This is a genomic window from Lysinibacillus cavernae (assembly GCF_009724685.1).
Classification (GTDB): Bacteria; Bacillota; Bacilli; order Bacillales_A; family Planococcaceae; genus Lysinibacillus; species Lysinibacillus cavernae.
On the sequence record NZ_WMEF01000001.1, the window covers coordinates 698,251 to 711,389 of the forward strand.

13 protein-coding genes are annotated in these 13,139 nt (G+C 34.5%); 10 read left to right on the top strand and 3 right to left on the bottom strand.

Features of this window, described 5'->3' with window-relative positions:
• Positions 1–212: 212 nt before the first annotated feature.
• The 9 genes from GJU32_RS03385 to GJU32_RS03425 all read left to right on the top strand — a co-directional run bounded on the left by GJU32_RS03385 (position 213) and on the right by GJU32_RS03425 (position 8,895).
• Positions 213–986, top strand: coding sequence for a DUF817 domain-containing protein (locus tag GJU32_RS03385; RefSeq protein WP_155590517.1), 774 nt, complete (start codon positions 213–215; stop codon positions 984–986).
• 119 nt (positions 987–1,105) lie between these two features.
• Positions 1,106–1,693 carry a pyridoxamine 5'-phosphate oxidase family protein gene (locus GJU32_RS03390; RefSeq protein WP_155590518.1) on the top strand — a complete coding sequence of 196 codons (588 nt, stop codon included), beginning with the start codon at positions 1,106–1,108 and terminating at the stop codon, positions 1,691–1,693.
• Positions 1,694–1,839: 146 nt separating this feature from the next.
• A complete protein-coding gene (vanR, locus tag GJU32_RS03395; RefSeq protein ID WP_155590519.1) occupies positions 1,840–2,526 on the top strand; it encodes a VanR-ABDEGLN family response regulator transcription factor in 687 nt (228 codons plus the stop codon).
• A 22-nt stretch (positions 2,527–2,548) separates the two neighbouring features.
• Complete coding sequence (gene vanS, locus GJU32_RS03400) at positions 2,549–3,643, top strand: vancomycin resistance histidine kinase VanS (RefSeq protein WP_196426570.1); 1,095 nt, start codon at positions 2,549–2,551, stop codon at positions 3,641–3,643.
• An 88-nt stretch (positions 3,644–3,731) separates the two neighbouring features.
• Complete coding sequence (locus GJU32_RS03405) at positions 3,732–4,649, top strand: D-alanyl-D-alanine carboxypeptidase family protein (RefSeq protein WP_155590521.1); 918 nt, start codon at positions 3,732–3,734, stop codon at positions 4,647–4,649.
• A gap of 32 nt (positions 4,650–4,681) precedes the next feature.
• Entirely contained in the window at positions 4,682–5,515 is an 834-nt protein-coding gene (locus tag GJU32_RS03410) for a GNAT family N-acetyltransferase (protein WP_338016787.1), read from the top strand.
• A gap of 172 nt (positions 5,516–5,687) precedes the next feature.
• Positions 5,688–6,083: a VOC family protein gene (locus tag GJU32_RS03415; RefSeq protein WP_155590522.1), complete on the top strand. Its 396-nt coding sequence runs from the start codon at positions 5,688–5,690 to the stop codon at positions 6,081–6,083.
• Positions 6,084–6,341: 258 nt separating this feature from the next.
• Complete coding sequence (locus tag GJU32_RS03420) at positions 6,342–7,472, top strand: CamS family sex pheromone protein (protein ID WP_155590523.1); 1,131 nt, start codon at positions 6,342–6,344, stop codon at positions 7,470–7,472.
• A gap of 136 nt (positions 7,473–7,608) precedes the next feature.
• Entirely contained in the window at positions 7,609–8,895 is a 1,287-nt protein-coding gene (locus tag GJU32_RS03425) for an NtaA/DmoA family FMN-dependent monooxygenase (RefSeq protein ID WP_420798362.1), read from the top strand.
• A gap of 52 nt (positions 8,896–8,947) precedes the next feature.
• Here GJU32_RS03425 and GJU32_RS03430 read toward each other — a convergent pair whose 3' ends face one another.
• The 3 genes from GJU32_RS03430 to GJU32_RS03440 form a co-directional block, all read right to left on the bottom strand.
• Positions 8,948–9,874: a TIGR03943 family putative permease subunit gene (locus tag GJU32_RS03430; protein WP_155590524.1), complete on the bottom strand. Its 927-nt coding sequence runs from the start codon at positions 9,872–9,874 to the stop codon at positions 8,948–8,950.
• 11 nt (positions 9,875–9,885) lie between these two features.
• Positions 9,886–10,884, bottom strand: a complete 999-nt coding sequence (locus tag GJU32_RS03435) for a permease (protein ID WP_155590525.1) — start codon at positions 10,882–10,884, stop codon at positions 9,886–9,888.
• A gap of 134 nt (positions 10,885–11,018) precedes the next feature.
• Positions 11,019–12,218, bottom strand: a complete 1,200-nt coding sequence (locus tag GJU32_RS03440) for an AraC family transcriptional regulator (RefSeq protein WP_155590526.1) — start codon at positions 12,216–12,218, stop codon at positions 11,019–11,021.
• A 143-nt stretch (positions 12,219–12,361) separates the two neighbouring features.
• Between GJU32_RS03440 and GJU32_RS03445 the strand changes: the two genes are divergently transcribed.
• Positions 12,362–13,120, top strand: coding sequence for an SDR family NAD(P)-dependent oxidoreductase (locus GJU32_RS03445; protein WP_155590527.1), 759 nt, complete (start codon positions 12,362–12,364; stop codon positions 13,118–13,120).
• Positions 13,121–13,139: the final 19 nt, after the last annotated feature.

Sequence of the window (13,139 nt, forward strand, 5' to 3'; positions counted from 1 at the left end):
AGAATAAAATTTCTTTTAGTTTCCTCGTTAATTTAGAAAAATGAAAGACGTATTTAACAATGTATAGTTCCAAAAAAAGAGAAAATAATTTATCGTTTTTCGATAAAAAAATATTGAAATAAGATAATTAATCGTTTATTCTTCATACAAGAAGATGAAAAATAATTTTGATTAAGCTAATTCCCTTACATTGGCATTATAGAGGTGGATGAATGTTGAAGAATGTTTTTAAAGACTTAGGTACCTTTACGTATCATCAATCATTATCTTGTATTTTTCCTGTTGTAATATTTGTTACGCTGGCTTTTTCTAAAGCCATGCAAATACCTGGTATAGCTAGATACGACTTTATTCTAATTGTCTGTCTTGTGACGCAATATTTGATGTATAAATTTGGTTTAGAATCAAAAGATGAAATAAAAGTCATCTGTTTGTTTCATATTATTGGGCTTGTGCTAGAACTGTATAAAGTGAATTTTAATTCTTGGTCCTATCCAGAAGAAGCGTGGACAAAAATAGGGGGTGTACCGTTATATAGTGGTTTTATGTATGCGAGTGTGGCAAGTTACATTTGCCAAGCATGGCGTAGGTTTGATTTAAAGATTATTGATTGGCCAAAAAGTTATGTTGTCATACCATTGGGAGCCATGATCTATTTAAATTTTTTCACACATCATTTTATTTACGATTTTAGATGGCTGCTAATGGCTTTACTTTTTTTTGTGTTTTACCGTACAGTTGTCAAATTTACAGTACGAAATAAAATCTATAAAATGTCCATCGTTGTATCATTCTTCTTGATTGGCTTTTTCATCTGGATTGCTGAAAATATTGCTACTTTCTTTGGTGCATGGTCGTATCCTAATCAAGAGGTTTCGTGGAATATCGTTCATTTTGGTAAAATTAGCTCGTGGTTTTTACTCGTGGTCATTAGCATCATGATTGTTGCACAGCTTAAATTATTTTATCGAGATTCGGGTAAATAAAGTGTAAAACTCGATTTATATTTTGAAGTTGTACCCATTCCTTTTTATAAAACTGTCCCTTTTTTAGAGGACAGACCTACTGTAGACTCCTCTATAGAAGATGATAGGGGGATATAAGGATGGAAACAGATATTCGAATGCAGAAAAGGGCTTGCACAGATGAAAATAAAATTAAACGATTTTTACAAGACGCACAAACGGCTTTCCTCGGTTTAGTGGATCAAAACATACCATATGTTATTCCATTGAATTATGTAGTGAAAGATGGAGATTTTTACTTCCATGGGGCAAACGAAGGGAGAAAAATCAACGTCATGATGACCAATCCAAATGCATGTATAACCGTATGTGAAAATTATGGGACAATGGTAGATCCCGTTCCTGCTAAAACGGATACAGCTTATTTAAGTGTGATCGCGAATGGTATAGTAGAAGTTGTCACAGATTTAAATGAAGCGACTGCTGCCATGCAGGCAATGCTTGATAAATATGTCCCAGACTATTATAATACCACTTTATCGAAAGGACATATTGAGAAATATCAATCAACTTTAGGTAGTAAAACACTTGTATTTAAAATAAAACCAATCAATCTAACCGCAAAGGAACATAAATTAAATGAACAAATGCAATATTATCCTGGCAGAGTAGTTACACAGGATATGAACAGAAAATCCTCTCCTATTGCAATCAATCTTACAAATTAATATTTAAAACTTTAAGGCTTGGGATTAAACCTGAGCCTATTTTTTACTAACTCTTTAAGTGTAACGTATCCTTATTAATAGATATAGCCATAAGTAAGTGCTATAATGCCTGTGAAAAATCTTGAGGGTTGGAGGGGGCCATTTAGTTGAATATTTTAGTTGTTGACGATGAAAAAGAAATAGCGGATTTAATTGAGCTTTATTTAAGAAATGAAAATTATCATGTGTTTAAGTATTATACCGCTCAAGAGGCTCTGGCGTGTATTAAGCGTGAAAAATTGGATTTAGCTGTCCTGGATATTATGATGCCAGACATTGATGGCTTTACAATTTTACAGAAAATCCGAGAAACATTAAATTTTCCGGTGATTATGCTTACGGCTAAGGAAGAAGAGATTGATAAAATAAATGGATTTTCTCTAGGAGCGGACGATTATATAACAAAGCCTTTTCGCCCATTAGAATTGGTTGCTCGTGTAAAGGCACAACTACGGAGGTTTACATTATACAACCAGGGCACAAAGCAAAATGAAGATATGATTGATTTTGCTGGTTTGATTATCAATAAGGACACACGACAAGTCTTTTTAAATGAAAGACAATTATCTCTTACTCCTACTGAATTTTCTATTCTATGGTATTTAAGTTCAAATCGAGGGAAGGTCATTAGCTCAGAGGAATTATTCCAAGAAATCTGGGGGGAAAAGTATTACAACAGCAATAACACCGTAATGGTTCACATTAGACATTTGCGAGAAAAAATGAAAGATTCTGTGGAGAACCCAAAGTTTATTAAAACAGTCTGGGGAGTGGGGTATACCATTGAAAAATGAGTTTGGCAGACTGAAGAGGAAGATGGTTTTACAAATAGTTGTTATTCTTGTTATTGCAATCATAATAGGTCTAATCATCAATTTTGCATTCATCGATGGTGTTTTACAAGCTCCTTTTGCAGATGCCTTTATTGCCTTTTGCGAAAATGTATTGCAGCTAGATTATTACGCAGCACGAAATGCTTATAATGTATTATTCCAACAGAATAAACCTCTTTGGCTAACTGTAGGATTCATTCTTTTATTACTTATCATTTTTTATATTGCCCTATCCCGTTTTACGCGCTATTTTAATCATATTAGTACCAGTATCACGATGCTTTCAGATGAGTCAGATAAGGAAATTCAACTTCCTGCTGAGCTTGATTTTTTGGAAAAGAAATTAAACGATGTGAAAAATAAATTAGAAAAACGCGCGAGGAATGCTCAAGAAGCAGAACAACGAAAGAATGATTTAGTTGTCTATTTAGCCCATGATATTAAAACACCATTAACATCAATTATCGGCTACTTAAGCCTTTTAGATGAGGCAAAGGACATGCCTGCGGAGCAGAAAGAAAAATATGTAGCGATTACACTAGAAAAATCAAATAGGCTTGAACAATTGATTAATGAGTTTTTTGAAATAACAAGATTTAATTTACAATCAATTGTATTAGAGAAAGATCTTATCCCACTTAATTATATGTTAATGCAAGTTGCTGATGAGTTTTATCCATTGTTAGCTCCAAAAGGTCAAAAAGCAAGCATCAAAATGGATGAGGAAATCAATATATATGCAGATGGCAATAAATTAGCAAGGGTCTTTAATAATATTATAAAAAATGCAATTAGTTATAGTGAGCCAAATAGTACAATTGAAATTAGTGCTAAAAGCGAAAATAATCAGACTATTATTTCATTTACAAATACAGGAAAGACCATACCTCCAGAAAAACTAAATAGGATATTTGAAAAATTTTATCGTTTAGATAGTGCAAGGTCATCACAAACGGGTGGTGCGGGACTAGGTTTAGCCATTTCAAATGAAATCGTACAAGCCCATGGTGGGACCATTACAGCTACTTCAAGTCATGAAAAAACAGTCTTCACGGTCATGATTCCTACCAATTCTTAAGAAACCTTAAGAATTCACTAATAGTTAATTAAAAAAACGCTCCTTTTTTTATGTTTGAATAAAAGCATAAAGAGAAGGAGTTGTTTTTATGTTCACTAGAAAAGGTATTTTTAGTATATTGTTCATTTTCACCATGTTAGTTGTTTATTTTATTTTTAACGAAACACCCGTATCATTACGTCAGGAGATTGTGGATTCACCAAAAGTAGTACCAACAATGAGCAATAATATGCTTGATATCGAATTACACAGTACTAATGCGATTTTAGTGAATTTGAATGAAAATAAAGTTCTATTAGATAAAAATAGTGAGGATATGATTTATCCTGCATCTTTGACAAAAATGATGACTGTTTTAGTTGCAATTGAACAGATTACAGATTTACAAGATGAAATCGTTTTACCCAAATATATATTTAATGATTTATATGAAAAAAACGCTTCAGTGGCTGGTTTTCTTCCTAATGAGAAGCTGACGTTAGAGGATTTATTGTATGGTTCCATGTTACCATCGGGTGCAGAGGCATCAATCGGCTTAGCTGAATATGTTGCTGGTTCAGAAAGAGGATTTGTAAAACTTATGAATGAGAAGGCCAAGCAACTAGGGATGGAAAATACACATTTTATGAATACAACTGGACTGCATCATCCAGAGCATTATACGACTGTAAAGGATATTTCTTTACTTTTACAATATGCATTAACAAATAATGAGTTTCGGAATGTTTATACAGCAGAAAAATATTCTATTAAGCCAACAAACCTTCATCCAGAAGGCATTACTTTTACAAGTCGCATGTTTCAACATATGACTTCAAGTGCATTGCCAGGAGGAGAAATTTTAGGTGGGAAAACGGGCTATACAGAAGATGCTGGTTTATGTTTAGCAAGTTTGGCTACAGTAAATGGACAAGAATATGTGTTAGTGACAGTAGGAGCTGAGGGAAGTTCCCGCACTGAGCAATTTAATATAACGGATGCTTTTTTAGTGTATAGTCAATTATAAAGCTATTTATATTACTTTAAAGGAGCTGTTTTATGGTGATTTATAAATTGGACAGACAAGACTACTATAAAGTTAAAAATTTGCTAGATCCTGCTCAGAAGAATACTTTAACTATAAATGCCATTATAAACGGGGTAAATAGAGGATCAATTTATGTAGATAACCCAGAGGAGCCAACAACAGCACTAATAGATGAAACAGGTATTATTAGTTTCTTTATAGGAGATGTGACAAATCAAGCATTTCTCGATGCTTTACCTGATTTTATTGATAATCAATTAAAAATGGATACGTACGAATCCTGTGGAGGTACTTACTTTATTGCAGTTGTACAAAATAATCAATGGGGACAAGCAATAGAAAAGGCGATTGCTCATAAAGAATATGAAACAGATAATGAACTGTACTATCATTTTGATCCTGAAATGTTTCATTCTTTGAAAAAACAATACATTACTTTACCAGATAACTTAACGTTGAAGAGAATAAATAATGAGGTAATCCGAAACGATTCAGATGGAATTCTTAAAGGTGTATTGGAGGAGGTATGGTATTCGCTGGAGGACTTTCATCAAGATGGGTTTGGCTATTGCATCACAAAGGGTCATACCATACTAAGTGCATGCTTTTCTTGCTGTGTGTATGAAGATCAACATGAAATTAGTGTAGAAACATTTGATGATACGTACTTGAATAAAGGATTAGCGACTCTAGTATGTGGTGCTTATTTAGAGCATTGTTTAAAAAATGATTTAGTGCCACACTGGTCAACAATGGACACAAATCATGGCTCTAAGCGTTTAGCGAATAAATTAGGGTTTGTATGTGAGTCAAAATTAACAACATATGAGTTTGAATGGAAATAGAGAACAATACGTGATTTCAAGGAAATCATTGTGGTTAAAAGTATAAATACATTGTGATAGATAAATTGAATTAATAGAAAATTCATTAATATCTAGTTGTTTTATTTTCCAACCTTGTAAAAATGCTTTATAGTATATGTATTCAACAATTTGGGTCTTTGAGGAGGATACTATGGGGAGATTAGTTCATTTTGAAATTCATGTAAATGATATGGAGCGAGCAAAGGGCTTCTATGGAAAAGTATTTGGGTGGTCATTTGAAGATTGGAGTGACTATGCAGGAATGCCTTACTTTGGAGCAGTAACAGGTGGTGAGGATGAACTTGGCATCAATGGTGCTTTAATGCAACGTCAAGGACCTCCGCCAGAAGCAAACCAAGCGTTGAACGGGTTTGCCTGTACAATGGGTGTTGAAAGCTACGAAGGAACAGAAGCCAAAATCATTGAAAATGGTGGCAAGGTTGCAATACCGAAATATGCTCTACCTGGAATGGCATGGCAAGGATATTATGTCGATACCGAAGGCAATGTATTTGGTATTCACCAACCTGATAAAAATGCGAAATAACAAATGTTAATTTTTTCACAATCGCTCAAAGGTGGGAAGCCCCCACGAAAAAAAATAGCACTTTTAGTAACGATCTACTATATGGCAAGGCCTATGTTCGTATTTTCTCGGACATAGGTCTTTTTTTGCTTCAGTAGTATCCTTATTTAGATATAAAAGGTTTTATTTGTAAAAAATATACTGTTTTATTTGGGCGAATTTGGTATGGTTGAGTTATGGAATTTTTTTATTATACATAATGATCGAGGAGTAATCGTCATGAAAAAAAGAAAGCGAATGTTATTGTTAATAGCGCCAATTTTGTTTATAGCATCTTGTAGTGGAGAGGATGAGGGTGTTGCTAATAACGAAAAAATGTATAGTTCATCTATTCAAAAAAAGGAAGTTTATGAATTTCAACAACCTGCTAAGTCTAATATTACTAGAGGCTTAATAATAAAAAATATAAACAATGCCTTAAATATAAGTGAAATAGAAATAGGACTCATGGACTTATCAGCAAATCATTTTTCAACAGATAAGTTTTTTATGCAGGAAGGTCAATATTTGAATGATAAAATGATTAGTCAATGGTTGGGCAGAAAATCAGAAGAAGGAATTGGTTTAAACCCAGCCATTAAAAATAGGACTGGCGATGTTTTAGAGGATGAAAAAAAATATCCTTTGATCCTCTCTCATGTATTAGAACATAATTTTATTAATAAAGAAAATGACAAATTAGAGGGCATGTCGATTGCGATCTCGTTAAATGAATTTTATGACATACGAGTAACCGATGCCGAAGGTTTAATTTACACTGGCCAAGTAAAAGTAGATCAAAACGATGATGATATCAATGATGTAAAAGAATACGGTGAAAAAGTAGCTGAAAAGATTGTTAAGGATATGAGAAACAATAAAAAGTTACCGAAAGTTCCTATTTATTTAACTTTATATCAAGAATCAAATATAAACGATATTCTTCCAGGCGTTTTTTTAGTAGAAACATTTATTCCTAAAGAGGAAGATACCATATCAAAATGGTCTGAGATTGATAAGAAGCATTATACGTTCCCATCAGATGCATTATTTAGTTTAGACCAAAACGTATATAATAAATTATTAATTTTTAAAGAGGATATTCAAGAAGGGTTTAAACAATTAAACCCTAAAATAAATGGTAAGCTTCAATATGAAAATGGCAAACTAACGGATATTAAAATAGAAGTAAACGTTCCTCTTATTAATGATACGGAATTGGTTGGTCTGTTACAGTTGATTAGTACTAAATTAAATACGATTTTATTTGATTATATTCCCATTACAGTTAGGGTAATCGATCAGAAACAGGATGTGGGAATTGTCCTTTGGGACCCAGCAGAAAAACAAATTTTTGCAGCGCCGATTTAACCTATCAACAAAGAAAAAATGGTCGTAATATAAAACTGTTTGAATTGGTAGTTTTAAGTAATTGATTGCAATCTTTGAAAGGAATGTTTATTATGAAAATGATAATCATTTTCATTTAAAGTGAGGAGAGAGTCAATTGCCTATGAAAAGACATCTTATTATTGGTATGCATTTAGCTGTGCACGGTGATTCTGGCAAAAAAGGTGCATTGATTGAGGAACATATTGCATTTGCACAGCGTGCTGAGGCAGCCAAGTTAGATTTTGTATTTAAGGCTGATTATTTAATAGCTCATCCAGAATTAATGGCTAAAACGAAAGGAACAGTTGGATTAGACCCTAGCTTTTTAATGGCAGCAGTCGCTAGAGAAACAAAGCAAATTGGTTTAGTTACGACAATCTCTACATCATTTACGCCACCTTATCTGATTGCGCGTCAATTACAATCATTGAATTGGATTAGTGATGGACGAGTAGGGTGGAACATCGTGACCTCTATCGATGGGGCCTACAATTTCAGTAACGAACCTATGCCTTCATCAGAGGAACGGTATGCTAAAGCAGAAGAATGTACTGAGGTTGTCAATCAGCTATGGCATAGTCATCCTTATGAATTGTTAGATACAGATGGGAATTTAGAGAAAATAAAAGAGCTTGTGAAGCCAATTGATCATGTAGGTGAGTTTTTTCAGTGTAAAGGTCCATTAAATATTCCTATGCATCCAGCAGGAGATATTCCGCTATTTCAAGCAGGTGCATCGGATGTAGGGCGTCAGTTTGCAGCAACAGTTTCGAATGCTATTTTTGCTGCGACACCGGCTATGGAAGTTGGTATTGAAATGCGTAATGATTTACGTAAACGCGCTGTTGAGATTGGACGTTCAGCAAATGATATTCGTTTGTTACCAGGACTTTATTTCTTTATCGGTGATACATATGAGGAAGCATTAGAAATGCACCGTCAAGCACATGCATATTTAACACTTGAACGTCGTTTCAATGCTTTGGAATCAGTTATTGGCATGGATGTTCGTCATTTGGCACTGCACGATCATGTGACCATTGATATGTTGCCACCAAAAGATCAAAAAGTACGTAGTAAAACACATGCTGATTTGGTGCGTCGCTATATTATTGAAAATGAACCGACTGTTGAAGTATTGCTAGCACGTCCAGAAGTAATTGGTTCAGCTCATCTTGTAGCAATCGGCACACCACAGGATATTGTCAATCAAATCGTTACTTTTTATGAAAAGGGCGCATTGGATGGATTTATCGCTGTTCCAGGTGGTCCTGCGAAATCTTTAGATTTATTCTTTAGTGACGTACTACCAAGGTTAGTAGAACAAGGGTTATTCCGTGCTGAATATGAAGGTACCACATTGCGCTCTCATTTAGGTTTAGATGTGCTACTACCAAATTAATAGTAGAATAGGGCAAAGATGTCGTTGGTATATACTTTGCCCTTTTGTTATTTTAGAAGCTCATCCGAATAGTAATAGGGTATAGGTAGGGGGATTCGGGTTGTTCTATTGTTACCCAATCATCAATATGGATAACAGGTAAGCTTGCACCCTCATAAGTTGTTTGACCGATAGTACCTATTACTTCAATCCATGTATCTTCAGTGATAGTAGTTGCCTCAGGAAATTCTGTTAGAAAGCCCACGATACTTGCATCAGCGACACAGTGGGTTATGAGGAATCTTGAAATAACTAATTGATTTTCCGTAAAGCTTTCTTCCTTTAAAACAAAGCCCTTTAGCTGTATTTGCTTACCTAAATAGTTTGCTAAATGCTGATTAATCTCCTCGTAATAAATCGTATAATCATCATCTGTCATTTTCAGCGTAGTTTGTTGTGCTAGTTTTTGCTTTAATTGTTCATATTGTTTTTTTGTCATCTCCTGCTTTTCTTCTATGAGTCTAGGATCGGGATCATGCTCATCATAGATGTTTTCATCAATCGTTTCATTTGTGGTGAGATAATCCTCTATTTTTGACTTTTGACTTTGTTGTGTAAGAATGAAAGCCCCGCCTTTTTTATCAGCGATTGCAGCATCTAAAATTTTTGCAGGCACAAAGAAGCCCGTTATAATTGGTGTCATAATAATTAAATAGGAAATTATTTTTTTTCGTGTAAAGACTGATTGACCATGGTCGTGATGTGAACAACAAGCTTGTCCAGTATCGTGACAATGCTGTGTAGTCTTTGAAAGTGAAACAACTCTTGTCAGTTGAACAAGAAACAGGATAAAAAATAAAATGCTGGCTGTTTGACTAAGGCTTTCATATTTAGGATTAATGAATTTTGTTAGTTCCTCAGTCCAATGCAGGCTGGCAATCATAGCTGAAAAAGCGAGTAGCATAAGGGCTCTTAGCGCTTGTTGAAAGTGAAATTTCATAGTTTCCCCCCTTAGAGATACGCTGAAAGGATCAATATACTAAAATAGACAACTGTAGCGACTAAGGCGACTAACGTTAAAACAAATTTTAAGCGAAAAACGCTCATCAACATAATGGTATTTTTCAAATCAATCATAGGGCCAAAAATGAGAAATGCAAGAATAGAAGGGGTAGAGAATATAGCGTTAAAGGATGCACCAATAAAGGCATCAGCTTCTGAGCAGAGTGAAAGAATGAAGGCTAAGCTCATCATGACCAATATAGAAGTGGATAGGCCATCTCCTATTTCTACGAGTGTTTTGGTAGATACATAGGTTTGGACAAAGGCAGCCAAAAATGCCCCGATAATTAAGTATTTGCCCATATCAAAAAATTCATCGATGGCATGTTTAAACATATTTAATAATTTTGTGATGAATGATGGTGTTTGTGTATTGATTGACGATGAAGGGGGATGTAAGGAACCTTTAAATTGAGAACCTTTAAAAAACAAACTAATAAGTAATGCTACAATAATGGCTATGACAAAGCCTATTATCATACGAAGAATGGCGATTTTAAAATTATTACCAAAGGCCATGTAGGTTGAGAGAATCACAATTGGATTAATGAGTGGACCTGTTAACATAAAGCCTATTGCTGCATGTATAGGAACTCCTTTAGCGATTAATCTTCTAACAATAGGAACTATCCCACATTCACAGGCTGGAAATAATGCTCCCACAAGACAGCTCATGATTACGGCCATTAAAGTATTCCGAGGAATCCATCTTTGAATGTGCTCCTCTGTGATGAAAATCTGAATAAAGCCTGCAATCAGTATCCCAATTAATACAAAAGGTAATGCTTCGATTAATATACTTAAAAATATCGTATGAAGGCTGAGTAAAGAGGAAATTAGCCCTTTTAGTACTGAGAAGTTAAGTATCAGTGGTGGAAGAAAACCTACAATTAAAATGAAGATGAACCAAAAATTAAATACATACTTAGGAATAGGAAGACGCTCCACATATACCTCCTTAAAGTGTAATGATTACGTTTTAATATAAGGTATGTATTAGGGCATACATGTATTACTACCAATACGTAAAGAGAAAGTGAGATTTTGCTCCGTGAGCCTTTTCACTTTCTCTCCACAGCAAATCACTTATGAGAAAATTTATTTCTATATTGCTTAGGTGTGATACCAGTAAACTTCTTAAAGACTTTAATGAAATAGCTTTGATCTGTAAAATTAAGTAATGTACCAATGTCTAAAATGGGATAGTTTGTAAATGTTAGTAGCTTTTTTGCCTCGTCAATCCGTTGCTGCTGCATATACTCACTAATGGAAATTCCTACTTCCTTTTTAAATAAGGAGGAAAGATAATTGGGGCTTAACTGACAAATAGCTGAAAGTTGATCTAGTGTCATTTCACCATAGAGATTATTTTCAATAAAATGGATACATGTTGTCATTGTCGCTGAATATTTTCCTACTTTAGCTCGTGATACACGGTTTGTATAATCGTAAATGGCTTCCTCCATTAAGGAAAGTATCCCGATGAGACTGCTTTGATCCTCTAGTTTTTGGATATAAAAATCACTTAATGTAAAGGCAGTTTCTTCATTTAATCCACCTTCAATTGCTGCACGACAAACTAGTGCGACACCTATGATCATTAAATTTTGTATACTTCTTAAACTGTTGCGTTTTGAAAGTACGCCAAGTTCGGCTTGCTCGACAATTGAGTAGTTTAGAACCTCCGTTAATTTCTCCATACGTCCATTTTTCACATAGTCTAACAATATTTTTTCATAGTAAAGGTTTGTATGAACAATATCGTTTCTTCTTGCATATGAAAGCTCAAGAGCGGTATTTTCTTCATGACGAAGGATAGGCTTGAGCGTTTGGTTGTGATGAATGACAGCCGTTTTAGTTAATTTTTTTTGGTAGATTGCATAATAAACAAATAAACTGATGGCTAAACATTGTTGATAATGAAGAGTTGGAATCACTTCTTCATCCTGACAGATATTTAGCATTACGCCTTCTGCTATATCTAGAGAAAGGGAAGGACCAACTACAATTGCTCCTAAATATTGATCATCCATATTCAAATTAATATAGAAGTAATTAAATTCAGCAGTAGAGAAAAAAATTGGGTAGTCATTTGAAGCCGCATGATAAGGGTATGCTTTTAGCTGTTCCTTTAAAGAAGCGTATAAAAGACTATTTTGAAACGCTGTTGATGTATATTCAAAGATTATTTCTCCGAATGAGTCGACATAAGAGACAGGAAGATGATGTGTTTCATAAATTAGTTGGCTTATGTATTGAAGATCGATTGTGGAAATTTTCACGTTTCTTCACCCCAGTTCCTAATGATGCAATCAAAATGCATTTACAATGAGAAAGTACTATTTTGTGTAGAATAATACAATAAATTATGGAGAAGTAGCAATAAAATAGACAATGAATTCAAAAAGCTAGGGAGGAATGAAAGATGGATCTTTTGAATAAAATTGCAGTTGTAACGGGAGCTGGAAGCGGCATTGGAAGAGCCAGCAGTTTGAAACTTGCTAGCAATGGTGCAAAAGTGGTTGTTGTTGATTTCAACAAAGAGACTGGGGAAGAAACAGTAAATTTGATTAAAGAGCAAGGCGGAGAAGGCATTTTCGTTCAGGCAGACGTTTCGAAAAGTGAAGATGTTCAGAAATATGTCAATGCTGCCGTTGAAACTTATGGACGTATTGATGTTTTCTTCAATAATGCAGGGGTTATTCAAAAAATTTCTCCATTAACAGAGATTGATGATTCAGAATATGATCGTATTATGTCTATCAACGTGAAAGGTGTATTCCTTGGCTTAAAACATGTTTTAAAAGTTATGGAAGGACAAGGTAGCGGCTCTATCATTAATACGGCTTCAACAGCAGGTGTTCGTAGTGAGCATAGTATGGCTGTTTATTCTGCAAGTAAGCATGCAGTAGTTGGTTTAACAAAATCTGCTTCTTTAGAGTATGTGAAAAAAGGTATTCGTATCAACGGTATTTGTCCAGGTGGAGTAGAGACAGCGTTAACAAATAGTGTAACGACTATGTTTGAAACAGGTGGCTATATTCCGGAAGAAATTCCAAATATGAGAATGGGACGCTATGCAAAACCAGAGGAACTAGCAGAAATGGTTGTGTTCCTAGCATCTGATAAGGCAAGCTATATGACAGGCTCAATCGTGCTAGTTGACGGTGGATTAACTTTATAAACAACATGAAATCCAGTGA

Excerpts from the sequence above, each read along its gene's own strand:
- GJU32_RS03415 (WP_155590522.1), top strand. The coding sequence starts at position 5,688 with ATGGGGAGATTAGTTCATTTTGAAATTCATGTAAATGATATGGAGCGA.
- vanS (WP_196426570.1), top strand. The coding sequence starts at position 2,549 with ATGGTTTTACAAATAGTTGTTATTCTTGTTATTGCAATCATAATAGGT.
- GJU32_RS03445 (WP_155590527.1), top strand. The coding sequence starts at position 12,362 with ATGGATCTTTTGAATAAAATTGCAGTTGTAACGGGAGCTGGAAGCGGC.
- GJU32_RS03385 (WP_155590517.1), top strand. The coding sequence starts at position 213 with ATGTTGAAGAATGTTTTTAAAGACTTAGGTACCTTTACGTATCATCAA.
- GJU32_RS03420 (WP_155590523.1), top strand. The coding sequence starts at position 6,342 with ATGAAAAAAAGAAAGCGAATGTTATTGTTAATAGCGCCAATTTTGTTT.
- GJU32_RS03405 (WP_155590521.1), top strand. The coding sequence starts at position 3,732 with ATGTTCACTAGAAAAGGTATTTTTAGTATATTGTTCATTTTCACCATG.
- GJU32_RS03390 (WP_155590518.1), top strand. The coding sequence starts at position 1,106 with ATGGAAACAGATATTCGAATGCAGAAAAGGGCTTGCACAGATGAAAAT.
- GJU32_RS03410 (WP_338016787.1), top strand. The coding sequence starts at position 4,682 with ATGGTGATTTATAAATTGGACAGACAAGACTACTATAAAGTTAAAAAT.
- GJU32_RS03430 (WP_155590524.1), bottom strand. The coding sequence starts at position 9,874 with ATGAAATTTCACTTTCAACAAGCGCTAAGAGCCCTTATGCTACTCGCT.